This is a genomic window from Streptomyces sp. NPDC059874 (assembly GCF_042731135.1).
Taxonomy (GTDB): domain Bacteria; phylum Actinomycetota; class Actinomycetes; order Streptomycetales; family Streptomycetaceae; genus Streptomyces.
On record NZ_JBHWJY010000003.1, the window covers coordinates 24,879 to 49,921 of the forward strand.

Here is a 25,043-nt window from a genome sequence, read left to right on the forward strand (position 1 = left end):
GCGTGCCCGCGCCTAGTGCCGCGACCCGGTGAACCTTTCCGGTCACAGCGCTAGGAGGCGGGCGGCGTCTCTGTCAAGCCGGTGACCTGCTGTACGTGCAGCAGGCTCGGCGTGGCGAGTACGTCGTGCAGCTGCTGGAAGGTCCGCCGCGCGGCAACCGCGTTCCAGTCGGCGGGGAGCAGCTCGCTGGGCAGGCCGGGGTCGAGGTAGGGCAGCCGGCGCCACTGGGTGAGCATCGGGACGTAGTGCCGGAAGGCCTCGTCGCCGGGGATGTCGCTCTGCTGCGCGAGTCCCGCGGCGACGGGGCCGTACGCGTCGGTGAACGTGGCGTACTGCTCCTGGATCGCCGGGAAGTCCCACCACGAACTGACCGTCTCCGGCAGGTCGCTGAAGGCGGCGTAGTCCGCGGCGAACAGGTGGACGTAGTCGCTGAGCCCGCGCCGGACGAGCATGTCGCGGGCGTCGCCGAGGAGCCGGCCGGGGGCCAGCCACACGCCGGGGGCGATGTTGCCGAAGCCGAGCCAGGTCAGCCGGGTACGCAGCTGGTAGCGGTACGAGCGCTCGGACTCCGGTACGGAGAAGACGGCCATCGCCCAGCCGTCGCTGAGCTTCGCCGGTTCCAGGCTGCCGAAGATGCGCCGGTCGCCCTCGTCGAACACGGGGTGTGCGGCCGCGCTGAGCCGGTAGCCGGTGGCGCCGCGGTGTTCCGGTGTGAGGACGCCCTTCTTCTTGAGCCGTGAGATCGCCGAGCGCGCGGCCGGGCCGTCGACGTCCAGCTCGGACATCAGGGTGATCAGGTCGGCGACCGAGAGCCAGCCGCCGAGGCGGCGCGCGAACGCCCCGTAGACCGTGTTGATCAACGAGCTGGGCCTGAGGGGACTGTCCGCCATGATCGCCTTCCGTCGTCTGCGGTCGCGATCCTACCGAGCCTGGCGGACGGGCAACCGTCCAGGTCCAGGTCACGGCGGGCGGGGTGGGCGGCGACGGCGCGGCGCGGCGCCGTCACCCCTCTGCGGACGACTGCCGCACCGGCGGCGTTTGCGCGTAGGCGCCGGACAGGAGGTGGCCCGCGCCGGGGGCCACGGCCGGGAGGTCCAGGGCGCGCAGCATCTGGTGGGCGGTGCACACGGCCGCCGAGACGACCGGCTTGCCGAGGAGCTGTTCGGCTTCGTCGATGGCGCCCAGTGAGGGCATCTGGACGCAGGCGGAGAGCACGACGGCGTCGGCGTCGCCGTGGTCCAGGGCCTTGGCGAGCCCGGGGAGGCGTGCGGGGTCGTGGGCGGCGACGTCGAGGTTGTTGGGAATCTCCAGGGCCTGGTAGTCGAGCACCTCGATGCCCTCGTGGGTGAGGTAGTCGACGACGGTCTTCGTCAGCGGGCGCATGTACGGGGCGATCAGGGCGATCTTCTTCGCCTTGAGGGTGTTCAGCCCGTGCACGAGGGCTCCGGCGCTGGTGACGACGGGGGCGGGGGCGCCGTTCTCCACGGTGCGGACGTGCAGGCGTTCCTCTGAGGTGCGGTGGTAGCCGAGCCCCATGCTCATGATGGCCACCAGGCAGGCGTAGCCCAGTACGTCCACGTGCGCGTCGGAGAGCTCGACGGCGCAGCGGTCCGAGTCGGCGTCCATGGCCTTGAGCTGTTCCGGGGTGACGTGGGTCATCCGCATCCGGCTGGAGTGGAAGGTGAAGCGTTCCGGCGCGATGGCTTCCCGGGCCCGCAGGATCGCGGGGACCTCGGTTTCCATGGTGACGTTGGAGCTCGGCACGATCTGGCCGATGCGGTAGGTGCGGGGGGACATGTCGCTCCTCAGCGGGCGTCGACGACGGGGTTGGTCAGGGTGCCGATGCCTTCGACTGTGGCCTCGACGGTGTCACCGGGGTGCAGGAACTCCGGCGGGACCATGCCGGCTCCGACGCCTGCGGGCGATCCGGTGGCGATGACGTCCCCCGGCTCCAGGGTGACTCCGGAGGAGATGTCGGCGATGAGGCGGGCGATGGGGAAGAGCATGTGGCGGGTGTTCGACTTCTGCTTGGTGACGCCGTTGACGCGCAGCGAGAGGTCGAGGTCCATCGGGTCCGGGACGTCGTCGGCCGTGACGACGGCGGGGCCGAAGGGCGCGTAGGAGTCCTGGCCCTTGGAGAAGAACCACTGGCCGGAGCGGCGCTGGTCACGGGCGCTGATGTCGTTGACGATGCTGAAGCCGAAGATGTGGTCGTACGCGTCCTCCTCGCTCACCCGGAAGGCGGTGCGGCCGATGACGACGGCCAGTTCGCACTCCCAGTCCAGCTGGGTGGTGAGGTCGGCGTTGTGCAGGATGGGCTGTCCGGGGCCGGTGACGGCGGTGGCGGGCTTGCTGAAGAGCACGGGGCGCGTGGGCCGCTCCTTGTCGGTGTCCAGGCTGCGGCTGGACTCCTCCACGTGCTCCACGTAGTTGAGCCCGACCCCGATGATCTTGCCGGGGCGCAGCGGGGCCCGCAGGGACACGTCCTCGAACCGGTGCACGGCCTCGGCGGGCCAGGCCGCGGGGCCGGCGGCCAGCAGGCCGCGCGCGGTCTCCTGGGCGGCGGCGCCGGCCCGGATGAACGACAGCAGGTCCAGGGGCAGTTCCACGGCGGCCCGCTCGGCCAGGGTGGCGAGGTCGACGACGATGTCGTCGACCTGGGCACCGAGGCGCGGGGACGCGTCGTCGAGGGTGTAGCTGACCAGCCGCATGGGGGCTCCTTGCGTATGAGGGGATGGTGCGGAAGGACGGGCGGCGGCGGCACTCGGGTGGTGGCGCCGCCGCCCCGGTCCGGGCGGTGCGGGGCATTGCATCGCGCCCGGCTCGGTGCTCCGCCGCGCCGGCGCCGGTGTCAGGGCCGGCGGCGTCCGGTGCGGCGGAGCGGTTCGGGGGAGCGGTTCGGGGGAGCGGTTCAGGCAGTGGGCTGGTGTCCGCCGTTGTCGGTGTACGCCTCTTCGCGGTGGAAACCGAGCGAGCGCATCACCGGGAAGTCGTTGAAGGAGAAGAGGCAGGCGTCCTCGGACTGGTCGAGGTTGTGGTGCTCGTGCCAGGCCCAGGAGGGCACGCAGAACATGTCGCCCTGCTGCCACTCGAAGCGCTGTCCGGCGATCACCGAGACGCCGCGTCCCTTGGCGGCGGTGTAGATCACCGACCCGGTGTGGCGGTGTGCCCGGGTGGCCTGGCCGGGGCGCAGGAGCTGCATGTGGGCGCCCATGGTCGGCATGACGGAGCCGCCGGTGACCGGGTTGGTGTACTCCGCGATGACGCCGTCGTACGGAGATCCCTCGGTGGCCTTGGCGAGGCCCCGCAGGGCCTCGTAGGTGGGCTCCCAGGGGAAGGCGAGCAGCGGGGAGTACGGGCGGGTCCACTTCTCGACGCCGTACGGCAGCAGGTTCGCACCGTAGGTGAGCACGGAGGAGTTGATGACCTTTCCCGGGGTCTGGTACAGCTCGGGGTGGACCTCGTAGAAGCCGGCGTCCAGTGCGTTGACCAGTGGGATGTCGAGTCCGTCCTGCCAGATGACGGGGGCGTCGTCGGCTTCGTTCCCGTGTTCGTGCCAGGTGCCGTTCGGCGTGATCGCGAAGTCGCCGGGTCCGACCTTCAGCTTCTGGCCGTCGACGATGGTCCATGCCCCGGTGCCCTCGTGGACGAAGCGGAGCGCGGCGGCCTGGTGGCGGTGGGCGGTCATGGCCTCGCCGGGGCCCATGATCTGCAGGCCGGTGTAGAGGAGGCCGACGGCGGCGCTGACGTCCTTGCGGCCCGGGTTGACGAGCATGACCACGCGGCGGCCGGCGTCGTCGGCCTTGACCAGGTCGAGGGCCTTGCGGACGAGCGGGCGCAGTTCGCTGTAGCGCCACAGGACGGGTACGGACTTCGGCTGCGGGTACCAGGGCTCGATGTCGTTGGCCACGGTCCACAGCGCGCCGGCTTCGAGCTGGGCGAGTTCGCCGTAGAACGCGGTGAGTTCAGGGGAGTCGGACACCCGTGCTCGGCCCAGTTGGCTGTCGTCGTACTCGGTGGTCATGCGTCCTCCTTCGTGGTGCCGGACGTTTCGGTGGAGAGGGGTGAGAAGGGCGTCTGGATGTGCGCCGGATCCGTCGCGAAGGTCACCGGAGTGCGCGGGCGGTTGTCGACGTGGAGCTGGAAGACGTCGAACCGGTTGTAGTGGCCGACGATGTCGTGCATCTGCTTGGGCTGGATGCACTTGGCCAGGTCGATCTCGGCGTACACGATGCCCTCGGTATCGATCAGCGGCTCGGTGACGGGACGGCCGTCGGGGCCGAAGATGCCCGACAGGGCGCTGCGGGGGCGGGCGAGCATGCGGCGCACGTCCTCGTCGTCGCCCGCGATGGCGTCCACGATCTCCGGGGAGATCGTGGAGCAGGCCACGACGGAGAAGACCTTGCCCTCGAAGCTGTGGGCTGCGGTGCGGACGGCGATGGCGTCCGCCATGTCGTAGTCGGCGGGTGCCACCGGCAGGGCGATGTAGCAGGACGCGTGGACCAGTTCGCCCTGCGCGAGGAGGGTGAAGCGGGCCAGCGTGTTGGTGTTCTCCCCGCAGGCGAGCGCGCCGAGCGGGCCGACGGGGGTGGGGTGGACCTTCAGGGAACTGCCGTCACCGCCGGTCCAGGTCAGCTTCTCGGCCCAGGTCGGCACCAGCTTCCGGTGGATGCCGAGGAGTGCGCCGTCGGGGCCGATGGTGAGCAGGGTGTTGTAGAGGACGCCGAGGCTGTGCGGGCCGCGTTCGTTGACCCCGATGACGAGGACGATCCCGTACTGGCGTGCGGCGGCGCGCAGTTGATCGACGTACGGGCCGGGAACGTCGATGGCCGAGCGGTAGAGGCGCTCGAACCAGGGTGAGCCCTGGACCGGGTTCATCGTCCAGTTCCAGTACGGGTAGCCGGGGACGAACACCTCGGGGAATACGACCAGTTCGGCGCCCGCGGCCGCCGCCTCGGCGATCAGGGCGATCGCCTTGTCGACGGTCGCCGCGGCGTCCAGGTACACGGGGGCCGCCTGCACGGCCGCGGCGGTGAAGCGTGGCAGATTGTCCATCGGTTCTCCAGGTCAGCAGGCGGACGCGGCAGCGGTCGCGGTCGCGGGCAGGTGCGGAACCCAGCGCTGGTGCACGGGCGCGGGAGCCTCGCGGAGCAGCTGGAGCCGGGGCGCGATCCGGTCGGTGCGCGCGCCCGGCGGGCGGCCACTGCCCGCCCGCCAGGAGGCCGGCCATGGCGCCGCCGGTCCGCTGTAACCCTGGGCGGCGGCGGCGTGCAGGGTCCACAGGGGGTCGTGCAGCTGCGCACGGCCGATGGCGCACAGGTCGGCCCGGCCGGCCAGGATGATCGAATTCACGTCGTCGTAGGTGGAGATCGCGCCGACGGCGATGGTGGGGACGTCCGTGGCGTTGCGGATCAGGTCCGCGTACGGAGTCTGGTAGCTGCGCCCGTACCGGGGGCGCTCATGGGCGACGACCTCGCCGGTGGACACGTCGATGGCGTCGGCTCCCGCCTCGGCGAGCGCGCGGGCGATGCCGACCGCGTCGGCCTCGCTCAGGCCGCCCTCCGCCCAGTCGGCGGCCGAGATCCGGACGAGCAGCGCCTTGCCGGCCGGCCACACCGCCCGTACCGCGCGCAGCACTTCCAGGGGGAAGCGCAGCCGGCCGGCCAGGCTTCCGCCGTACTCGTCGGTGCGCCGGTTGGTCAGCGGAGAGAGGAATCCGGACATCAAGTGGCCGTGGCCGTACTGGAGTTCCAGAGCGTCGAAGCCCGCCCGGTCGGCTCGCTGGGCCGCGCGTACGAAGTCCCGTACGAGGGTGTCCATATCGGCGCGGGTCGCTTCGCGCGGCACCGGGCTCCGCTCGTCCCATGCCAGCGGGGAGGCGGCGATCGGCGGCCCGTCGGCGTGGGCAGCCGCGCGGCGGCCGGCATGGGTGAGCTGGATGCCCAGGCAGGTGTCGGGCCGGCCGTGGACGAAGTCGGTGATGTGCCGCCAGGCCGCCTCCTGCTCGTCGGTGTACAGGCCGGGGCAGCGCGCGGTGGCACGCCCGGCGGCGCTGACGGCGGTCATTCCGGCGAGCACGAGACCGCTGCCGCCGAGGGCCTGGGTGCTCAGGTGAACGAGGTCGAAGTCGCCGGGTACCCCCTCGCGCGCGGTGTACAGCGCGGTGGGCGGTACGACGACCCGGTTGCGCAGGAGCAGTCCGCCGAGCCGGAAGGGGCGGAACATGGGCGGCACGGGCGAGGAGGAGTTGACGGCGGTGGTGAACTCCTCGTCGCGTACGCGCAGGTTGTCGTAGGTGACGCGGCGGCTGCGGGTGAGGAGGTTGAAGGCGAACTGCGCCGGCTCCTGGGCCGTGTAGCGGCCGATGTTCTCGAACCATTCGAGGCTGGCCTGGGCGGCCCGCTGGGTGGATTCGACGACCGGCCGGCGTTCGGTCTCGTACGCGGCGAGCGCCGAGGTCACGTCGGCGTGCTCGTGCAGGCAGGCGGCCAGGGCGAGCGCGTCCTCCATCGCGAGCTTGGTGCCGGAGCCGATGGAGAAGTGGGCGGTGTGGGCGGCGTCGCCGAGCAGGACGACGTTGTCGTGGCGCCAGGAGGCGTTGCGGACGGTCGTGAAGCGGATCCACTTCGAGGCGTTGGGTATCAGGCGGTGGCCGCCGAGGTGCTCGGCGAGGATCTCCTCGCACAGCCGCACGCTCGCCTCGTCGCTCTCGCCGCGTGCGAACTCCCGGTCCGCGAAGGCCTCGAAGCCGGCCCGCCGCCAGTCCTCCTCCGCGATCTCCACGATGAAGGTGCTGCGCTGGTCGTCGTACGGGTAGGCGTGCACCTGGATGCTGCCGAAGTCCCGCTTCTCGACGATGAAGGTGAAGGCCTCGAAGACGCGGTCGGTGGACAGCCACATGTAGCGGCAGTGGCGCTCGTCCAAGTCGGGGCGGAAGCTGTCGGCGTAGGTCTCGCGGGCCGTGGAGCGGATTCCGTCCGCGGCGACCACCAGGTCGTAGCCGGCGGAGAGCTCCTCGACGGGCGGCGCCTGGGTGCCGTAGCGCACCTCCACCCCGAGCTCGGCGCAGCGCTTCTGCAGGATCTCCCGCAGCCGGTTGCGGTCCAGGGCGGCGAAGCCGTGGCCACCGGAGATGTGGACCTCGCCGCCGTAGCGGACATCGATGTCGCTCCACCGGGCGAACTCCGCGGACATCGCCGCGAACACGGCGGGATCGGCCTGCGCGATGCCGTCGAGCGTCTCGTCGGAAAAGACGACGCCGAAGCCGAACGCGTCGTCGCGGGCGTTGCGCTCCCAGACCGTGATCTCCCACTCCGGTGAGAGCTGCTGAGCCAGAGCCGCGAAGTACAACCCGCCGGGCCCTCCTCCGATGACTGCTACACGCACGGTGTTCCTCCTAGTGGTTCCAGACAACAGGATATGTCGCAGTTTTGGCGATCGTCAAGAATGCAACACATCCGGTGTGGTGCGATTGACGCCTTGCCTCGGGTCACGCGAAGAGCTCGGGGGCCTGCGGACCGGCCTTCGTGAGGACCTCTCGGACGTCATCGGGCCAGGCCGCGGATCCGGTGGCGCGGGAAGCCGAGTGGGCGATGACCATGCGCCCGGTGGCGGCCGGCTCCTCCCCCTCGCCGTGGACGGTGAAGGCGTAGTGCAGGGAGCTGGTTCCGACCTTGGTGACCGTCAGTTCGGTACGGACGGTCTCGCCGAACCACAGCCGGGCCCGGTAGTCGGCCTCGAAGTGGACGCGGGGCGTGCTGCCGAAGAGATGGGCCAGCCCCAGTCGCCGCAGCAGGACAGCCTCCGCCGCCTCGACCCAGCGCACCACCGTCGAGTGGTGGTAGTGGCCGGCCGCGTCCGTGTCGGGCCATTCGACGCGCCGCTCGACGACGACGCTGGGCAGGTTCTGCGCGAGGCCTTCGGGGCATCCCGCGGCGCAGCTGCCCGTCGCCGCGGAGTCCATCCTCTGCGGGCTGGAAGTGTCCATGATCGTGCCTTTCGTTCGGCCGCTAAGAGGTGTGCCGGGCGCGCTTGCGCAGCTCGGCACGCTGGAGCTTTCCGTTGCTCGTGCGCGGGAGGTCGGCGACGAACTCGACGGCGCGCGGGTACTTGTAGGGCGCGACGGCCCGCTTCACGTGGTTCTGGAGTTCCTTGACCGTGGCCGCGTCGGGCGCGACGCCGGGGCGCAGGACCACGTACGCCTTGACGAGCATTCCGCGCTTGTCGTCCGGGGCTCCGACGACGCCGCATTCCTCGACGTAGGGATGGGTGGCGAGCGCCTTTTCGACCTCGGGGCCGGCGATGTTGTACCCGGAGGAGACGATCATGTCGTCGCTCCGCGCCACGTACCAGAAGTAGCCGTCGGCGTCCCGGATGTAGGTGTCGCCGGTGATGTTCCAGCCGTTCCTGACGTAGACGGTCTGGCGCGGATCCTCCATGTACCGGCAGCCGGTGGGGCCGGTGACGGCGAGGAATCCGGGCCGCCCGTCCGGGACCGGCTCGCCCTGTTCGTCGACGACGCGGGCACGGTATCCGGGGACGGGCCTGCCCGTGGAGCCGGGGCGTATGTCGTCGTCGGAGGCCGAGATGAACACGTGGAGCATCTCGGTGGCGCCGATGCCGTCGATGATGCCGAGGCCGGTGGCGGCGTGGAACTCCTCCCACACCGCCGCCGGCAGCGCCTCTCCGGCGGACACGCAGCGGCGCAGGCCGGACAGCCGACCCACCGCACCCGCCGCCATGATGGCCCGGTAGGCGGTCGGCGCGGTGAAGAGCACGGTGACCCCGTGCTCCTCCACGAGCTCGGCCAACTGCTGTGGCGCGGCGTGTTCGATCAGCAGCGTCGCCGCGCCCACGGAGAGCGGGAAGACCACCAGTCCCCCGAGCCCGAACGTGAAGGCCAGGGGCGGGGTTCCGGTGAAGACGTCGTCCTGTCGGGGCCGCAGGACATGGCGGGAGAAGGTGTCGGCGTTGGCCAGCACGTCGCGGTGGAAGTGCAGGGTCGCCTTGGGCCGGCCCGTCGTTCCCGAGGTGAAGGCGATCAGGGCGACATCGTCCGACGCGGTGGCGACATTGGAGAACCGCCCGTCCTTCGCGGCACACCGCGCGACCAGGTCCTCCTCGCCCGGACCGCCGTAGGCCAGCAGGGCCGGGCCGGAAGTGCCGGTGGCGGTGGCGGCGAGTTCCTCTAGGTAGCGGTGGTCGCACACGGCCACGGTCGGCCGGCCGATCTCGCAGAGCTCCGCGAGCTCACCGGCGCGCAGGAGCGGCATGGTCGTGACGGCGACACCGCCGGCCTTCAAGACCCCGAACCAAGTGGCCACGAGCCAGGGGTTGTTGGGGCCGCGCAGCAGGACCCGGTTGCCGGGGACGAGGCCGAAGTCCTCGGTGAGCACCTGGGCGACCTGGTTGGCGCGCTCCAGCAGGTCACCGTACGTCCACCGTTCCGTGGGAGTCAGCAGACAGGGTCGGTCGGCGCCCCAGCGCCGGACGGCGTCGTCGAGCAGGCGCTGGGCGCAGTTGAGTCGGTCCGGGTAGTCCAACTCCGGTAGATCAAAGTGCAGTTCGGGCCAGAGGGCGAAGGGTGGGAGTCGATCGCGACAGAACGTGTCGACATGAGCAGACGGGGAGAGCTCCATAGGGCGGCACCTCAATCTCGGGGCAGCGGGAGAATGAAGCAAGTATGTCGCCAAACTTGCGACCGTCAATGATGCGCGATACCTGATTTTGTTAACAGCGTGTTGCGCGACCGCTCGCCGACGCCGGGATGCGGACACCGACCAAAGGCGGTGTTACACGTGTAACATGCTAGGCATCTCCCCTGAAGAGGTTCAAGCATTTCGGACAAACGTTACGAAGCGTGAATTTCCCGCAGGCACTTCCGGCCGGGCCGCCCGTGGTGGCCGAATTCCCCGGGCGCGCGGCCAGGGCCGGGACGGACTCGGCGTGTAGGCGAGTTCCACCGGCCTGAGGGGTCATGCGCCGGGCGGCGACTCACCGGGCCCCGGCCCCGCGCTCCTGCGGCATGACCACACCGATCCCGCTCCACCCACGGGCAACGAAGCGCTCCACCTCCACCTCGCCGATACGCCGCCCGTGGTCACACCCTCGCTCGCGCCCGCGGTCAGCGCTGTGACCGCTTGCGCGTGGTAGTTACACGCGTTATCCAGGCTCACCGCCAAGGCGAGCCCCTCCCCATCCCTGACGATCGCCATTCGTGGACGGAGCCCGATGGATCAGAGCAGCCAGTCACCGCATGAATGCCCCGTTCCGGCTCACGGCGGCCTGGTTCAGCTGCACGGCGGCCTGCTTCCCCAGGATCCGCGGCACGTCTACGAGGCCCTGCGCCGACGCTGGGGGGCGATCGCGCCCGTGGAACTCGCTCCGGGGGTCGGAGCCTGGCTCGTGATGGGCTACCAGGAGGCACTCGAGGTCGTGTGGAACGAGCGGGCCTTCTCCAGCGACGCACGACGCTGGAACTCGATCATCGAGGGCTCCCTGCCCGAGGGCTCCCGCCTGTTGGCGGTGCTGGGCCGGCGTCCGGCGCTGAACCGGCTCGACGACCAGGCACATCGCCGTCAGCGCCAGGCCGTGACCGAGACCGTGAACGGTGTCGACCTGCGCCGGCTGCGCGGCGCCGTCAGGCGGCAGGCCGAGACGTTGGTGGACGGATGGGACATGAACGGCACCGCCGATCTCGTCACCCAATACGCGCATCCCCTGGTGTGGTTCGCCTTCAGGGTGCTGATCGGGTTTCCGGAGTCCGAGGAGCGGAGGATCGCCGCGCTGCTCGGTTCGATCGCCGGGGCCGCCCACGACGCGGCCCGCGCCGAGGCCGAATTGATGCGGACGCTGCATCGTCTGGTCGCCCAGAAGCGTGACGCGCCCGGCCCGGATCTCACGTCATGGCTGCTGGCCCATTCCGCCCGACTGACCGAGGCCGAGGTCGCGCACGACCTGGCGGCCATCCTCTTCACGGGAGGGGAGAGCACCATCGGCTGGATCAGTGGCACGATGCGCCTGCTGATGGACGATGCCCGTCTTAATTCCGCGGTGGCCGGCGGGCGGATGACCGTCTCGGACATCGCCGACCGGGCGCTGTGGGACGGCTCGTCGATACCCAACATCGCCGGGCGCTGGGCGCGGAACGATCTCGTCTTCGCGGGATGCGAGGTCCGCGCCGGGGACCTGCTCATTCCCTGCCTGACGGCCGCCAACACCGACCTCCTCGTCCACGACGCCGGGGACCTCGGCCGTCGAGCCCACTTGTCCTGGGGAACCGGTTCGCACGGATGCCCCGCCAAGGAAGCGGCCCGTTCGATCGCCGAGACGGCCGTCGACGTCCTGATGCGTCGGCTGCGCCTGGTCCGACCCGGCGATCGCGACACCGCCGTGCGTCGGCAGCCTTCCCTGTGGAGCGGCACCCCGGACACACTGCCGGTGGCGTTCGCCCCGATCCGGCCTGGCCCGAACGCCCCGGCCGACGTCCCTGCGATCCCCGCCGTGATGGGCGTACCGGAGAAGCGGCAGCAGGACGCGCGGGCAGCCGACAGCAGCCCCGCGCAGCAGGCGTGGGCCTGGTGGAACTCCATGAACGGTTGGTGATTCGACCCACCGGAACCGCTCAGTCCCCACGGGGGTGGCCGCTGCCGGGCTGCGGCCACCCCCTGGCCGAGCCGGGTCAGCCGAGCCGGAGGCCGTGCCCGTAAGGGAACAGTGGGTCCGCGGAGTCGTTGGGCACGTCCTCGTGCCCGGCGACGACAGCCTCCATCGAGCGGGGGAGCTCGAAGGGCAGCCGCCCTTCGGCCGCCACCCGGCCGAAGAGAACATCCAGCAGTGCGGTGTCCGAGGCGCCGAAGTCGGCCACGAGGGCCGCCGCCCGGTCCGCGATCTCGGGTATGACCGCCGCGCGGTCCAAGAAGATGTCGACGACGGTCGGAACGGCGGAAGCGACCTCGAGTACGGGCCGCAGCTCGTCCTCGGTGAAGTCGAGGCGGCCCGCCCGGAAGAACGACTCGAAACCGGTCGTCCGCTCCTTGTCGTACGGGGCCGCGATGCGCAGCACCGCGACATCGGCCTCCTCCGGGCTCTCCACGACGGTCGCGTACCGTGCCGCGACGGCGGGGTCGACGCCCTCGGCGTAGATCCTGATCCCGGGAGCGAGCGGCAGCAAGGGCTGCGTCGCGTCGCCGGGACGGTCCTTGAGGACCGTGATCGAGCGGCTCTGCGCGGCGAGGCCGGCCGCGGTGAACTCCGGGCTGCCGCAGATCCGCGCGGCGCCGTCGGGGTCCACGTACGGATCGTCGAAGAGGCCGAGGACGAACTTCTCCGTCAACAGCCGCGTGACCGAGCTGTCGATGCGCTCGGCCGTCACCCGGCCGGTGCGGACGAGTTCCACGATGAGATCGGGGGCCGCCTCGCCGCCGAGCTGGTCGGCTCCGGCGTCGATGATGCGTTCCACCCGGGTGAGCCGGTCCAGTTCCTCCACGCCCCAGGCGCGAGCGGGGAAGGGACTCCCGAATATCTGTGTGTCGGTGACCAGGCCCCAGTCGGTGCAGATGATGCCGTCGAACCCGTACTTCTCGCGCAGCAGACCGGTGATGACGCCCTTGTTGAAGCCGAAGCCGACCTCCTCGTATGGCGTTCCGACAGGTATGGCGTAGTACGGCATGACCTGCGAGGTGCCGGCTGCGAAAGCGGCCTCGAAAGGAATCAGGTGGTAGTCGAAGTTGTCGCCGGGGTAGACCTGCTCGCGTCCGTACGGGAAGTGCGCGTCCTCGCCGTTCAGCTGTGGTCCGGCGCCGGGGAAGTGCTTCGTCATCGTCGAGACGCCGGCGGTGCCGAGCGTCTCGCCCTGGAGCCCCCGGATGTACGCGCCGACCATGCGGGCGGCCACTTCGGCGTCGGAGCCGAAGGTGCCGAGGACGCGGGGCCAGCGGGGCTCTGTGGCCAGGTCGGCCGTCGGGTGGAGGGCCAGGCGGATGCCGACGGCGAGGTACTCCTGACGCACGATGTCGGCGTGGCCGCGCACGAGTTCCTCGTCATTGACGGCTGCCAGGCCGGGCGGTTCCGGCCACAGGGAGAACCCCTCCGTCTGCACGCTCGCCGCGGGGTTGTCGACGAATCCGTTGCGGGGGTCGGTGGAGATGGTCACCGGGATCCCGAGGCGCGTCGTGGCGGCGAGATCCTGGAGGCGGTTGTTCCACTCGGCCATGCGGCGCGGGGCGGCCGCTCCGAACAGGTTGAAGTGGCTCATCAGCTTGCCGGTCACCATCGCTGAGGTGGAGGCGCGCATCGGGTCGTCGTCGGGTGCTCCCGGCTCCGGTTCCACGAGGGAACCGTCGGGGTTGATGGCGATCATGGTGTGGAAGAGGAGGCCCGCCTTCTCCTCCAGCGTCATGCGGGCCAGCAGGTCCGCGACCCGCTCGGCCACGGGAAGCCGGGGGTCTTCATAGGGTTCCATGACGCCGTTGCCGTTCAGATCGCGGAACGGCGTGCCGTCCGGGGCGGCGAGGACGCGCGGCCGGGCCGCCGGAGTGTGTGCCATCGAATTCTCCTCCGAGCTTCAAAAGGCGTACGGGCCGCCCGCGCGGGGTGCGGGCGCCATGGGCCGGTTCTTGCTTGCGGGGACCGGCGCCTTGAGGTCGACCGAAGTCGGTAGCCTCACCGGCCCCGGGCGCTCCCGCCGCACCCGGGGCCGGTACGCCGCTCCCCCATCGCGGCGTCCCCGACCGAGAGATTACACGTGTAACTCGCGAAACAGGAGCCTGTGACCTCCGCCGATTCTCCACGGCGAGCGCCGCCTGCCGCTCCGGCGGTCAAGTCAGGGTCTGCGCGGTCATCGGGCAGCTCGACTTCCGCTCCCAGCGGGGACCGCGGGTCGCGCGCTACTCGGTGCTCACCCATTCGTTAATACGTGTAATCAGCGCCGGCGCCCGGGCCGGACTGGCCTTCCTGGGCACCGTCCGGACCGCACGGCTCGGCTCGTCGGCATCGCCTGGTGCCTGATCCAGGCCACGATGAACGTCCACCAGGCTTCGCCATCCTGCTGCGCCCGGGCCGCTTCCCGCGCGGCCTCGGCGACCCGTCAGAGGTGCTGGAGGATGGTGGAGGTGAATTCGACGGTGGAGGCGCGACCGCCGAGGTCGCGCGTGCGCACCGGGGTGGTGGCCAGGACGCGGGCGATGGCGTCGGTGATGTCGGCCGCGGCCCGGGGGTGGCCGAGGTGGTCGAGCATCATGGCGGCGGACCAGATCGCGCCGATCGGATTGGCGACGCCCTGCCCGGCGATGTCGGGAGCCGATCCGTGGACCGGCTCGAACATCGACGGGTACTCGCCCCCCGGGTTGAGGTTGGCGGACGGAGCGATGCCGATGCCGCCGGCCACCGCTGCCGCCAGGTCACTGAGGATGTCCCCGAAGAGGTTGGACGCGACGACGACGTCGAAGCGTGCGGGGTCGAGGACGAACTTGGCGGCCAGCGCGTCGATGTGCTCCTGGTTCCACTCGACCGTGGGGTGCTCGGCGGAGCGCTCGGCCACCAGCTCGTCCCAGAAGGGCATGGTGTGCACGATGCCGTTGGACTTCGTCGCCGAGGTGAGCCGGCCGCCGCGCCGTTCGGCGAGTTCGAAGGCGAAGTCGAGGACCCGGGTCACTCCCGCCCGTGTGAACACCGCTTGCTGCACGGCCATTTCATCGGGACATCCGCGGTTCATCCGACCGCCGATCTCGCTGTACTCGCCTTCGGTGTTCTCCCGGACGACCACGAAGTCCACCTCGCCGGGCATGGCCGCGCGCACGGGGCTGGGAAGGCCGTCGAAGACGCGGATGGGGCGGAGGTTGACGTACTGGCCGAAGGCCCGGCGGATCGGGATGAGCAACCCCCACAGGGAGACGTGGTCCGGCACGCCCGGGTATCCGACTGCGCCGAGAAGGATCGCGTCATGACGGCGGAGCTGTTCCAGTCCGTCCTCCGGCATCATCGATCCGTGGCGGAGGTAGCGCTCGCAGGACCAGTCGAACTGCTCGTAGGTGAACGTGATGCCGTGGCGCTTCCCGACGGTGTCGAGGACCTCTCGTGCCGCGGGGAGGACTTCGGCGCCGATGCCGTCACCGGGGATGAGGGCGATGCTGTGGTTCGTCATGGCTCGAATTCCAGCAATCGGGCGCCGTCCGGGTCCAACACGTATCCCCGATGTGACTCATAGGCCGGTCCTATGAGCGGCGGGGGACGGCGATCTCCAGGAAGGCACGGGCAGCCGGCGTCGGCTGCGCCTTCCGGCTCACCAGGACGTTGCTTTGGACGACGGCCGGCTCCAGGTCTAGGACGAGGGCTCCGGCCCGCACGGACAGGTCGGCCCAGGATTCCGTCACGACCGCCAGTCCGACACCCCCGAGCACCAGGGGCAGGAAGGCCATGCGGTGTTCGGTCTCCACCGCGATGCGGACGTCGACGCCCTGCGCCTTCAGGTCGTCGACGTACGTGCGGATCCCGGTCCCCCTCTGCCCGACGATCAGCCGATGCCCTTCGAGCTGTTCCGCTCGCACTGCCCGCCCGCGCGGAAAGGGGCCGTCCATCGGGGTGACGAGGACGAGCTTGTCGTCTCCGACATGGTGCGGGACGACGTCCCGACTCGGCAGCGGCGACGAGGTGGTCAGCAGTCCGAGTTCGCAGCGTCCCGTGCGCACCATCTCGATCACGTCCTCGCGGGTGAGGGCCACGCGCAGGCCGAGTGACACCGCCGGGAAGCGTTCGGCGAAGCGCCGGACCATGGTGCTGAGGGGATCGATCGTGGGTGAGGCCATCGCGGCGATCTCCAGGCGTCCTCCGCGCAGTTCACGGACGGCGTCGACGCCGGCCCTGGCCAGCTCCAGCGCGTGCAGGGCTTCTCGCGCCCGTGGGACCAATGCGGTACCGGCCTCGGTCAGGACCACCCTCCTGCCCATCCGATGGAACAGGCAGCTGCCCAGATCGCGTTCCAGGGCCTGGATGGACTGCGACAGGGAAGGCTGCGACACGTAGAGTGCCGCGGCCGCGCGGTTGAAGCCGCCGTGGTCCACGATGGCGAGGAAGTACGTCAGCTGCCGGAAGTCCACGGTTCAGCGTAGGCCGTCCGCGTCCGCGACGAACCGCACGGCCCCGTCACCGCCGCGGCGCAGCAGGCCGGCCGTGGGGGCGGGGAAGTGGGTGCCGATCACGAGCGTTCCCGTGTCGGCGTACCGATCGACGAACGCCCGCCGGGTGGCGGCGGCCTGCGCCGCGTCGGTGTCGGCGAGGCCGGCCACGTCGGTTTCGATGAACTGCACCGGGTGGTGCACGAGGTCACCGGTGATCACGGCACGCTCCCCGCCGGACTCGACCACGACCGCGACCTGGCCCGGGGTGTGCCCGGGAGCGGCTTCCAGGCGCACGCCGTCGCACACCCGGTGGTCGGTTCCGACGAAGTCGACGAGACCCTCGTCGATCAGGGGCTGCATCGTGTCGGGGAGGTTCGTCTCCTCCTCGTCCGCCCAGTGGTCCCATTCCACACGGGTGACCAGGTGGCGCGCACGCGGGAAGGTCGGCACCCACTTCCCTTCCACCAGGCGCGTGTTCCACCCGATGTGGTCGAAGTGGAGGTGGGTGCACACCACGGTGTCGATCGATTCGGGAGGGTAGCCGAGGGTGGTGAGGTCTTCGAGCCATGTGGTGTCCAGCATATGCAGGAAGGGCACCGATGCCCGGGCGTTGCCCACGCACGTGTCCACGAGGATCCTGCGCGTACCGGTGTCCACGAGCAGCCCGTGCACCGAGAGCACGAAGGTGCCGTCCGCCCTGCTGTAGTCAGGACCGGGCCACGGGTACCTCTTCAGGAGCGCGGTGTCATCCGTGCGCAGGGCCCCGGCAACAGGGACAGGCACCTCCGCCTCCAGGACTTTGTGAATCGTCGTCGTACCGATGCGCCACGTCGTCATTCGATCCTCCGCCTCAACTGGGGATCGAATAATATTGACGCTCGCCACAAAATCGCAATAATTTGGAGTGGCCCAAGATCCTCGATCCCGGTCTGGAAGGACGCACTGGATGGGTTTCGCCCAGGACCGCACCGCGCCCGTCGTGAACACTCGCTCGGGCCCGATCCGCGGCGTCATCGAAGGTGACCTGGCCGTGTTCAAGGGCGTGCCGTACGCGGCGCCGCCCGTCGGGCCCCTCCGGTGGCGCCCCGCGCAGCCGCATCAGGGATGGAGCCGCACCCTCGACGCGACGAGGCACGGCCCCGGTTCCCCGCAGGCCGTCCGCGAGGGCGACCCGATACTCGGCGGCCACGGCTTCCCGCCCTTCGACGAGGACTGTCTGACGCTCAACGTGTGGACGCCCGGCACCGACGACGCGCGCCGTCCCGTCCTGGTCTGGATCCACGGCGGAGCGTTCATCTCCGGGTCCGGGGCGATGCCCAACTACTCCGGCGAGACCTTCGCGCTCCACGGCGACCTGGTGGTGGTGAACCTCAACTACCGGCTCGGGCCGCTCGGCCTGCTGTCCTTCGCCTCGGACGACGGCGCCGAGTGCGGCAACCTCTGGCTCACGGACCAACTCGCCGCGCTGCGTTGGGTGCAGGACAACATCGCCGCCTTCGGCGGCGATCCCGGCAACGTCACCGTCGCCGGCCAGTCCGCCGGCGCCCTTTCCACCGCGGCACTCGCGGCCCACGCAGGTGACGGTCGCCTCTTCCACCGAGCCATCCTCCAGAGCGTCCCGCTCGCCATGCCCCTCGCCACGCCTGCCGAGTCCCTGGCCCGCACCGCCGCCTATCTGGAGATCGTCGGCGCGAAGGACGAGGACGAACTGCGCACGGTGCCCTGGCCGCGACTGGTCGAGGCCACCGCCGGACTCCTCACGGCCACCATGGAATGGGGGCACTGGACCGCGCCGTTCATGCCGGTGCTCGACGGCGGGACGGCGCCGCGGCAACCCGCCCTGAACCTGCTCGACGGTCCGGGCGCGGACATCGACGTCCTCATCGGCTGGACCAGGGAGGAGTCCGCCTTCGCCTTCGCGCTGGGCGAGGCGTACGCGTCGGCCACCAAGGAACAGGTGCTGCGCCGGGCACGGGACAGCTTCGGTGACGGCGCGGCCGAGGCGTACGCGGCGTACGAAGCCGCCCGCCCGGGCGCACGGCCGATCGACGTCCTCATCGACCTGTCCACCGACGAGCTGTTCAGGAAGCCCACCCTGGAGTTCGCGGAAGCGCGGGCGGTACGCGGTCGCCCGGTCTGGGCGTACGAGTTCGGCTTCCCCACCCCCGCGCACGACGGCCGCATGGGTGCCCCGCACTGCCTGGACCTGCCGTTCGTCTTCGACAATTTCGACACGTGGTCGCACGCGCCGTTCCTGGCGGGCATGGACACCGGGATCAGGGACGCCCTCGCCAGGACCATGCACCGGGCATGGATCTCGTTCGTACGCACCGGCGACCCCAACCACCCCGGCATGCCGCGCTGGGACCGGTACGACCGGCAATCCCGCACCACCATGTGCTTCGACGCCGTCACCGCGGCCGTTTCACATCCCACGCCGCACTGACGGAACACCGCGGCACCCGGAGGACCTACGGCATGTCTATGGGCTGCTCCGTCCAGATGGTCTTCCCGGTACTGGTGAACCGGCAGCCCCAGCGGTCGGCGAGCTGGGCGATGAGGAACAGGCCGCGCCCGCCCTCGTCCGTCTCCCGTGCACGACGCAGGCGCGGCTGAGTGCTGCTGGGGTCGGACACCTCGCAGACGAGCACCCGGTCGCGGATCAGCCGGAGCCCGACCGGTCCCCCCGCGTAGCGGATCGCGTTCGTGACGAGCTCGCTGGCGACGAGCTCCGTCACGAAGCTCAGTTCGTCCAACTCCCAGCCGGCCAGCTGGCCCACCACCAGTTCACGGGCGTGCGCGACGAGGGACAGGTCGGCTTCCAGTTCCCACTCGGCGACCTGATCGGACGAGAGGGCGTGGGTGCGGGCGAGCAGCAGGGCGACGTCGTCGGAGGGCTCTTGAGGCAGCACGCTGTCGAAAATGTCCTGGCTGAACTCGCCCAGGGTCCGGTCCGGGTTCGCGCCGGCGAGTGCGCTCCTCAGTCTCTCCATGCCTTCCTCGATGTCACCGCTACGGCTCTCGACGAGTCCGTCCGTGAAGAACGCGAGCGTGCTGCCGGGCTGTACGCCGAACTCCGTTACCTCGAAGGGCATTCCGCCGATTCCCAGGGGCGGTCCGGGCGCCATGCCGACGAAGTCCGGTTCCTCACCGGGCGACAGCACGGCCGGCGGCGGATGTCCCGCTGTGGCAACGGCGCATTTCCTTGTCACCGGGTCGTAGACGGCGTACAGGCACGTCGCTCCCAGCACCGCCGTCTCGGAGCGCGAATCGCCGGTCATCTCCTCGCCGGAGAGACCGAGCACCAGGTCGTCCAGGTGTGTGAGGAGCTCACCCGGATCCAGGTCGAGGTCGGCGAGGGTCTGCACCGCGGTCCGCAGTCGCGCCATGGCCGCGGTGGCATCGAGGCCGTGGCCGACGACATCCCCGACGACGAAGCCGACGCGCAACGACGGCAGGGGGATCACGTCGAACCAGTCCCCGCCGACCCCCAAACCGCCGCCCGCCGGCTGATAGACGCCCACCGTCTCCGCGGCGGCGGAGTCCAGGGCCGAGCGCGGCAGCAGGCTTCGCTGCAGGGCCACCGCCGACAGGTGTTCCTTGGTGTAGCGGCGCGCGTTGTCCACGCCGAGCGCTGCCCTGGAGACGACGTCCTGCAGCAGGACGGCGTCCTCCTCGCCGAACGCGGAAGGCAATTGACTGCGCCAGACCGTGACGCAGCCGAGGATCAGACCTCGCGCGTACAGCGGCACCGCCACGGAGGAGTGGGCCCCGCTCGGGACGAACAACGGCAGGCTCTCCGGATTCACGCCGAGCTCCGCGTGCAGGATGGCGACGTCCGGCACCAGCACGGGCAGCCCCTTCATGAGGGGCCGCATCAACGAACTGTCCGATACGGGAGGAAGCGCCTCTCCCACCGCCAGGAGGTCTTCGGCGGATATCTCCGGGCTCTGCGCGGCAGCGGTCCGGCGCAGGCGGACGTCGCCGCTGGCGTCGAGGTGCGGGGGCTCGTCGCCCACCAGTACCTGCTCGGCGATGTCCACGGTCGCCAGGTCGGCGAAATCGGGGACGAGCAGGTCCACGAGGGTCTCGGCCATCTCGGTCACGTCCAGGGAGGCGCCGATGCCCGCGGCTGCGGCGTGGGACAGCCCCGTACGGCGTCGCCGCGCATCCCGCTCGGTTGCCTCCCCCGCGGTTTCCGCCGGGGCGACCAGGACGAGCCACTGCGCGTCGGCGCCGGAACCGCCTCGCGTGCGCGCCGCGAGCCGGACCACCGTGCAGAGCAGAGTGAGCTCTTGACCCGCGTGATCGCCGCTCGGAACGGTCACCTGCCGGCCGAACGGTCCCGTATCCGTTCCGGCCGGCGGCAGCAACCCCAGAAAGGGCGCACAGGTCTGACCCGGCGAGCAATCCAGCAGCCTCGCGGCCCACTCCGAGCGGGCGACGACCACACCTTCGTCGTCCAGTACGACCGCTGCCGTTTCGCTGAAGGGCACCGAGGGCGGCCTCGGGCCACGACGCTCCGGTTCACGCATGTCGCCTCCACGCACCGTGACCTCCAGTATCTGCCCCGAGCGGAGACCCGGCGACCCGCGGCACGCACCCTCGGCGGACGGCCCTCCGCTACGGGCCGGTCACGGCGCCTCCGCACTCGTCGGCCGCCGGCCGTGGCCGGACCGGGCCGCCCACCGGCCGTCGTGGTGGCTGACCTCGATCGGGCGCCCGAAGCACGTGGTGAGCAAGTCGCCGGTCAGGACGTCGGCGACGGCGCCCGCCGTGTGCACTCGGCCCTCGCGCAGCAGCAGCGCGTGGCTCGTACTGGGGGCCAGTTCCTCCACGTGGTGGGTGACCGTGACGGTCGCCAAATCCGGGCGACCGAGGGCGAGGCGGTGCAGGGCGTCGATCAGGTCCTCGCGCGAGGGCAGGTCGAGCGCGTTGAACGGCTCGTCGAGGAGCAGCAAGGACGGGTCGGCGATGAGCGCGCGAGCGATGAGGATGCGGGCCCGTTGGCCGCCCGAGCACACGCCGTACGGCCTGTCGGCCAGATCCTTGCAGTTCAGCTCGGCGAGCAGGTCGTGGGCGCGCTCGCGGGTCCCGGCGTCGTACATGCGCCACAACGGCTGAACGGTCCCGGTCGCGCCGGTCAGGACGATCGTGTGCGCGGTCTCGTCCTGGGGGACGCGCTGCGCGCTGGAGACCAGGCCGATGCGCGCCCGCAGTGCGCGCATGTCCACACGGCCAAGGCGGTGGCCGAGGACCTCGACGGTTCCGTCGGTGGGGTGCATCAGCGCACCGATCAGGCGCAGCACGGTCGTCTTGCCCGCGCCGTTCGCACCGAGCAACGCCCAGTGCTCCCCGGAGCGTACGGTCCAGTCGATCCGGTCGAGGATCACCAGCCCGGTGGCGAAACGGCGCACGCTCGCGGCGTTGAGCGCGGCGACGGTCCGAGGCTGCGCGGGCGTGTCCATGGTCGCTCCCTGCCTGGCGCTGACGCGCGCAACGATAGCTGTACGGTCCACTCTTCTGCGCGCGGCGTGCGGCGCACGTCTGATCATGCACGACACCGCGCCAAAATGTCGATCGTCAATACTGCGCGATATCTCGGCTCCGATCCCCTGCCGCGGCGGCGGGAGCAACGCCGTCTTGGCAAGCCGGCGGCGCCCTCCCACCGGCGGTGGGAGGGCGCGGGGCAAGGCTCCCGCGCCGGCCCACATCGGAGCGTCAGTCGCCGCCCCCGCCGCCCCCGCAACCTCCACCGCCTCCGCAGGACGAGCCGCCCCCACAGCCGCCCCCGCCGCCGTCGCTCCATGGGCCTTTGCGCCGCCGCCCACTCGACGACCCGCCGCTTCCCCCCGACGCCGCGACGATCACCACGATGAGGATGAACCCCAGGATCACCAGGACTTCCACGCCCCTACCCCCGTTCCCCGTTCCGGCCCCGATCGGCCCGTGTCAGGGGGATCCCCCGTCCGGTCACCGGACCAACCCGGCTTGAGGAACTCCAGAGCTTCGGGCGTCCGGTCCGGATCGGCGGCCGGGCCTCCAACCACCAGGTCGGTTCGGCGGGAAGATCGACGCGGTCGGCAACACCAGCCGGCGATGGGAGCGTTCGGTCGCGACCGGCCCGACAGGGCGGCAACGCCGCCCTGTCGGGTGCCCCGTCAGCGGCGGCGTGCGCAGGTCCAGGCGCCCATGCCCTGCATCCTGGCGAGCCTCCTCGCCGTCGCGATCTGCTCCGCCTTCGTGGCGAGGTCAGCGCGTGGTGCGTACTTGCGACCTCCTGCCGCCCTCCAACTCGACCGGGTGAACTGCAACCCCCCGTAATGGCCGTTGCCGGTGTTCGCCTTCCAGTTCCCCCCGGATTCACACCGGGCGATGGCGTCCCAATCGGCGCCGGGTTTGGAGTGGACCGCGGCGGCGTGCGCCCCGGAGACGTCCAGCAGAGCAACGATCAACAAGAGTGCAGCGGCCATCAGTTGGCCCCTCGCGTTCCGGCTTCGCCGGTCCCTCCGGTGGCACGACATCAGTCCTCCTTCGCTGTTGGGGCGGGCCTGCCACGAACAGCGGGCGGGCCCGCGCACGGCCACCTTCGGGCCGTGGCCACAGCAGAGCACGGACCGACGCGCTTCCCGCCGAATTTGACGCCCTCGACGGGTTGACGCCACCCGAACGGACGCTCTACGGCCCTTCGCGAAGCTCTCGTCTGCGCACTCTTCCTTCTCCGACACGAGCACCGCACCACCCCGATCCCCACGGGTCCGAGGGCACAAGCGCCCAACGTGCTCATACGTCCTGAACTCCCCCTGACCGGCCGGAGACGGGCTTTCGGCAGGTCTACGCGCGTCCGAATTGCCAAACACATGTCGGAAAGCACCAATGAAGAAAGCCCGAATTAGATCATCAGCCACACATTCACCTCTGGCGGAATCAAATTCGTCAACGTCGGGAGATGATTCCGGCCGACGGGCCACGGGGCACCCTCGGCGCGTTGTGACATGTGCAGTTGCGAAATCCAAGCGAAATCAGGGGAATAAACCCGTGCGACGAAGGATTTTCGGCACGGCCGCCACCGCGGTCGCGCTCGGTCTGCTGGTACCGCTCTCCGGATGCGGCAGTTCTGAATCCGGTGACAGCAGTTCACTCCGCCTGGTGGCCGCCGAGTACGGAGACACTCCGGCCACGAGTTCCAAGGCCTTCTGGGACAAGGTGACCCGTGATTTCACTGCCGCGCACCCCGGTACCAAGGTCGAGGTGAAGCTCCTGCCGTGGGCCGACATCGACAGCGAGGTCTCCCGCATGGTCAAGGCCGGCAAAGCCCCGGACATGGCCCTCATGGGCTCCTACTCGGACTTCGCCGCGCAGGGCAAGCTCTATTCCGCCGACGAGCTCCTCTCCGTCAGCGCCGAGGCGAACTTCCTCCAGCCCCTCGCCGAGGCGGGCTCCGTCGGAACCACCCTCTACGGTCTGCCGTTCGTGGCGAGCAGCCGCCTCCTCTTCTACAACGAGGGGCTCTTCAAAACGGCCGGCGTCAAGCCCCCCAAGACCTGGAACGAGCTCAAAACCGCCGCGCAGGCGCTCAAGGACAAGGGCGTGAAGTTCCCGTACGCCCTGCCCCTGGGCCCGGAGGAGGCGCACGCCGAGGCGCTGATCTGGGAGCTGAGCAACGGCGGCGGCTACGCCGACAGCAGCGGCAACTACAGCCTGGCGTCGGAGCGGAACATCAACACCTGGAGCTGGGTGAAGGACCAGCTGGTCACCCCGGGGCTGACCGGCCCCACCCCGCCGTCCCGGCTCAACCGCGCCGACGCCTTCGCCGCGTTCCTGCGCGGCGAGGTCGGCATGCTCAACGGCTACCCCTCGCTCTACCACGAGGCGCGCGCCAAGGGCATCGGCGTCGGCACCATCGCCATGCCCGTCTCGGACGACCTCGGCTCCGAGGAGAGCCCGCCGACCGTGGGCGTGGCCGACTGGATGATGGCGTTCAAGCAGAACGGGAACCGTGACGGGATCAGCAAGTTCCTGGGCTTCATCTACCAGGACAAGAACCTGTCGGAATTCGCAGGCCGCTACCACCTACTGCCGTCCACCGTCTCCGCCTCACGCACCCCGGCCGCCGGCGGTGGCCTCAGCCAGACCGACCGGGACTTCCTGAACGCGCTGCGCACCGCCAGGCTCTACCCGGTGAACGACCCGTCCTGGGTGACCGTCAGCAACACCATCAAGCGCAACATCGGGCGCGCAGTGGAACCGGGCGGCGACCCAAGAAGCGTCCTGGAGGACATCGCCGTCAAGGCGGGCGATGCCGGGGCGCCCTGAAAGCCCCGGAGGGCGGCTCATTCCCTGGCCTTCGCGCCGCGGCGGTTGAACGGCAGCCGGCCGAGCAGTACCGCCAGACCGCAGGTGTTGGTGACCGCGGAGAAGACGAGGCCGGCCCCGATCGCCCCGGACAGCAGCGAGAAGGCCGGGTCCACGAAAAGCCCGAGGAGCAGGCCGAGCAGCACGATGCCTCCGGCGGTGAACCGTACCTGCCGTTCCATCGCCCAGACGGCCCGCACGGGCCCGGCGGGATGCTCGAGCCGGTGCCCGGCGGCCACCCAGGCGCGGGTGCCCCCGGTGAGGCTGGAGGCGGCGATGCCGTGGACGGCGAGCTCCGTGACGGCGCGCTCCGAGCGCCCCCCGGAGGCGCACACCACGAGCAGGGGCTCCCGCTCGGCGGCCTCCCTCAGGTCCGGCACGCTCCGCGCGAGCCGGTCGAGGGGCACGTTGAGGGCGTCCGGCAGATGGCCGGTTGCGAACTCACCGGGAGTGCGGACGTCGACGACGGTCAGTTCGCCGAGGCGCGGCTGCGCCTCGCCGACTCCGATGGCACGGGAAACAGTCATGGCGGAACGCGTCCTTGCGGAGAGCGGGGGGCAGCCCGGTCGGGGG

At 70.6% G+C, this 25,043-nt stretch carries 19 protein-coding genes; 3 read left to right on the forward strand and 16 right to left on the reverse strand.

Annotation, left to right across the window (positions count from 1 at the left end):
- Nucleotides 1–50: 50 nt before the first annotated feature.
- The 8 genes from ACFV9H_RS02490 to ACFV9H_RS02525 all read right to left on the reverse strand — a co-directional run bounded on the left by ACFV9H_RS02490 (nt 51) and on the right by ACFV9H_RS02525 (nt 9,638).
- Nucleotides 51–890, reverse strand: a complete 840-nt coding sequence (locus ACFV9H_RS02490; protein WP_385392186.1) for a PaaX family transcriptional regulator C-terminal domain-containing protein — start codon at nt 888–890, stop codon at nt 51–53.
- Nucleotides 891–1,002: 112 nt separating this feature from the next.
- Nucleotides 1,003–1,797, reverse strand: coding sequence for an Asp/Glu racemase (locus ACFV9H_RS02495; protein ID WP_385392189.1), 795 nt, complete (start codon nt 1,795–1,797; stop codon nt 1,003–1,005).
- An 8-nt stretch (nt 1,798–1,805) separates the two neighbouring features.
- Nucleotides 1,806–2,711, reverse strand: a complete 906-nt coding sequence (locus ACFV9H_RS02500) for a fumarylacetoacetate hydrolase family protein (protein WP_385392191.1) — start codon at nt 2,709–2,711, stop codon at nt 1,806–1,808.
- A gap of 200 nt (nt 2,712–2,911) precedes the next feature.
- The gene (locus ACFV9H_RS02505) at nt 2,912–4,024 is read right to left on the reverse strand and encodes a cupin domain-containing protein (protein ID WP_385392194.1); all 1,113 of its coding nucleotides are present in this window, start codon (nt 4,022–4,024) and stop codon (nt 2,912–2,914) included.
- A complete protein-coding gene (locus ACFV9H_RS02510) occupies nt 4,021–5,055 on the reverse strand; it encodes a carbon-nitrogen hydrolase family protein (protein ID WP_385392196.1) in 1,035 nt (344 codons plus the stop codon). Before ACFV9H_RS02510 ends, ACFV9H_RS02505 begins: the two co-directional genes overlap by 4 nt.
- Nucleotides 5,056–5,067: 12 nt before the next feature.
- Nucleotides 5,068–7,386 (reverse strand): FAD-dependent monooxygenase, encoded by a 2,319-nt coding sequence (locus tag ACFV9H_RS02515; RefSeq protein WP_385392199.1) that lies wholly within the window; start codon nt 7,384–7,386, stop codon nt 5,068–5,070.
- Between the two features lie 103 nt (nt 7,387–7,489).
- Nucleotides 7,490–7,987, reverse strand: a complete 498-nt coding sequence (locus ACFV9H_RS02520) for an acyl-CoA thioesterase (protein ID WP_385392202.1) — start codon at nt 7,985–7,987, stop codon at nt 7,490–7,492.
- A gap of 22 nt (nt 7,988–8,009) precedes the next feature.
- Complete coding sequence (locus ACFV9H_RS02525; RefSeq protein WP_385392205.1) at nt 8,010–9,638, reverse strand: AMP-binding protein; 1,629 nt, start codon at nt 9,636–9,638, stop codon at nt 8,010–8,012.
- 592 nt (nt 9,639–10,230) lie between these two features.
- Between ACFV9H_RS02525 and ACFV9H_RS02530 the strand changes: the two genes are divergently transcribed.
- The gene (locus ACFV9H_RS02530) at nt 10,231–11,604 is read left to right on the forward strand and encodes a cytochrome P450 (protein WP_385392208.1); all 1,374 of its coding nucleotides are present in this window, start codon (nt 10,231–10,233) and stop codon (nt 11,602–11,604) included.
- A 76-nt stretch (nt 11,605–11,680) separates the two neighbouring features.
- Here the strand turns inward: ACFV9H_RS02530 and ACFV9H_RS02535 are convergent, their stop codons facing one another.
- From ACFV9H_RS02535 to ACFV9H_RS02550, 4 genes are all read right to left on the reverse strand, one after another.
- Nucleotides 11,681–13,546, reverse strand: a complete 1,866-nt coding sequence (locus tag ACFV9H_RS02535) for a glycoside hydrolase family 3 N-terminal domain-containing protein (protein WP_385392211.1) — start codon at nt 13,544–13,546, stop codon at nt 11,681–11,683.
- 540 nt (nt 13,547–14,086) lie between these two features.
- Nucleotides 14,087–15,142, reverse strand: a complete 1,056-nt coding sequence (locus ACFV9H_RS02540) for a tartrate dehydrogenase (protein ID WP_385392213.1) — start codon at nt 15,140–15,142, stop codon at nt 14,087–14,089.
- Nucleotides 15,143–15,212: 70 nt separating this feature from the next.
- Entirely contained in the window at nt 15,213–16,094 is an 882-nt protein-coding gene (locus tag ACFV9H_RS02545; RefSeq protein ID WP_385392216.1) for a LysR family transcriptional regulator, read from the reverse strand.
- A 3-nt stretch (nt 16,095–16,097) separates the two neighbouring features.
- On the reverse strand, nt 16,098–16,898 hold the full coding sequence (locus ACFV9H_RS02550; RefSeq protein WP_385392218.1) for an MBL fold metallo-hydrolase: 801 nt from the start codon (nt 16,896–16,898) through the stop codon (nt 16,098–16,100).
- Nucleotides 16,899–17,061: 163 nt separating this feature from the next.
- On the opposite strand from ACFV9H_RS02550, the gene ACFV9H_RS02555 reads away from it, so the two are divergent.
- On the forward strand, nt 17,062–18,561 hold the full coding sequence (locus ACFV9H_RS02555) for a carboxylesterase/lipase family protein (RefSeq protein ID WP_385392221.1): 1,500 nt from the start codon (nt 17,062–17,064) through the stop codon (nt 18,559–18,561).
- A gap of 25 nt (nt 18,562–18,586) precedes the next feature.
- On the opposite strand, the gene ACFV9H_RS02560 is transcribed toward ACFV9H_RS02555, so the two are convergent.
- The 3 genes from ACFV9H_RS02560 to ACFV9H_RS02570 form a co-directional block, all read right to left on the reverse strand.
- The gene (locus tag ACFV9H_RS02560) at nt 18,587–20,650 is read right to left on the reverse strand and encodes a SpoIIE family protein phosphatase (protein WP_385392223.1); all 2,064 of its coding nucleotides are present in this window, start codon (nt 20,648–20,650) and stop codon (nt 18,587–18,589) included.
- Between the two features lie 99 nt (nt 20,651–20,749).
- Nucleotides 20,750–21,583, reverse strand: a complete 834-nt coding sequence (locus tag ACFV9H_RS02565; protein WP_385392226.1) for an ABC transporter ATP-binding protein — start codon at nt 21,581–21,583, stop codon at nt 20,750–20,752.
- A 693-nt stretch (nt 21,584–22,276) separates the two neighbouring features.
- On the reverse strand, nt 22,277–22,588 hold the full coding sequence (locus ACFV9H_RS02570; RefSeq protein WP_385392229.1) for a transglycosylase family protein: 312 nt from the start codon (nt 22,586–22,588) through the stop codon (nt 22,277–22,279).
- A gap of 565 nt (nt 22,589–23,153) precedes the next feature.
- Here ACFV9H_RS02570 and ACFV9H_RS02575 point away from each other — a divergent pair.
- A complete protein-coding gene (locus ACFV9H_RS02575; protein ID WP_385392232.1) occupies nt 23,154–24,431 on the forward strand; it encodes an extracellular solute-binding protein in 1,278 nt (425 codons plus the stop codon).
- A 17-nt stretch (nt 24,432–24,448) separates the two neighbouring features.
- Here ACFV9H_RS02575 and ACFV9H_RS02580 read toward each other — a convergent pair whose 3' ends face one another.
- Complete coding sequence (locus ACFV9H_RS02580) at nt 24,449–24,997, reverse strand: rhodanese-like domain-containing protein (protein ID WP_385392234.1); 549 nt, start codon at nt 24,995–24,997, stop codon at nt 24,449–24,451.
- Between the last annotated feature and the right edge of the window lie 46 nt (nt 24,998–25,043).

Coding starts and splice junctions, on each gene's coding strand:
- ACFV9H_RS02490 (WP_385392186.1), bottom strand. CDS start 890: ATGGCGGACAGTCCCCTCAGGCCCAGCTCGTTGATCAACACGGTCTAC.
- ACFV9H_RS02495 (WP_385392189.1), bottom strand. CDS start 1,797: ATGTCCCCCCGCACCTACCGCATCGGCCAGATCGTGCCGAGCTCCAAC.
- ACFV9H_RS02500 (WP_385392191.1), bottom strand. CDS start 2,711: ATGCGGCTGGTCAGCTACACCCTCGACGACGCGTCCCCGCGCCTCGGT.
- ACFV9H_RS02505 (WP_385392194.1), bottom strand. CDS start 4,024: ATGACCACCGAGTACGACGACAGCCAACTGGGCCGAGCACGGGTGTCC.
- ACFV9H_RS02510 (WP_385392196.1), bottom strand. CDS start 5,055: ATGGACAATCTGCCACGCTTCACCGCCGCGGCCGTGCAGGCGGCCCCC.
- ACFV9H_RS02520 (WP_385392202.1), bottom strand. CDS start 7,987: ATGGACACTTCCAGCCCGCAGAGGATGGACTCCGCGGCGACGGGCAGC.
- ACFV9H_RS02525 (WP_385392205.1), bottom strand. CDS start 9,638: ATGGAGCTCTCCCCGTCTGCTCATGTCGACACGTTCTGTCGCGATCGA.
- ACFV9H_RS02530 (WP_385392208.1), top strand. CDS start 10,231: ATGGATCAGAGCAGCCAGTCACCGCATGAATGCCCCGTTCCGGCTCAC.
- ACFV9H_RS02535 (WP_385392211.1), bottom strand. CDS start 13,546: ATGGCACACACTCCGGCGGCCCGGCCGCGCGTCCTCGCCGCCCCGGAC.
- ACFV9H_RS02540 (WP_385392213.1), bottom strand. CDS start 15,142: ATGACGAACCACAGCATCGCCCTCATCCCCGGTGACGGCATCGGCGCC.
- ACFV9H_RS02555 (WP_385392221.1), top strand. CDS start 17,062: ATGGGTTTCGCCCAGGACCGCACCGCGCCCGTCGTGAACACTCGCTCG.
- ACFV9H_RS02560 (WP_385392223.1), bottom strand. CDS start 20,650: ATGCGTGAACCGGAGCGTCGTGGCCCGAGGCCGCCCTCGGTGCCCTTC.
- ACFV9H_RS02565 (WP_385392226.1), bottom strand. CDS start 21,583: ATGGACACGCCCGCGCAGCCTCGGACCGTCGCCGCGCTCAACGCCGCG.
- ACFV9H_RS02570 (WP_385392229.1), bottom strand. CDS start 22,588: ATGGCCGCTGCACTCTTGTTGATCGTTGCTCTGCTGGACGTCTCCGGG.
- ACFV9H_RS02580 (WP_385392234.1), bottom strand. CDS start 24,997: ATGACTGTTTCCCGTGCCATCGGAGTCGGCGAGGCGCAGCCGCGCCTC.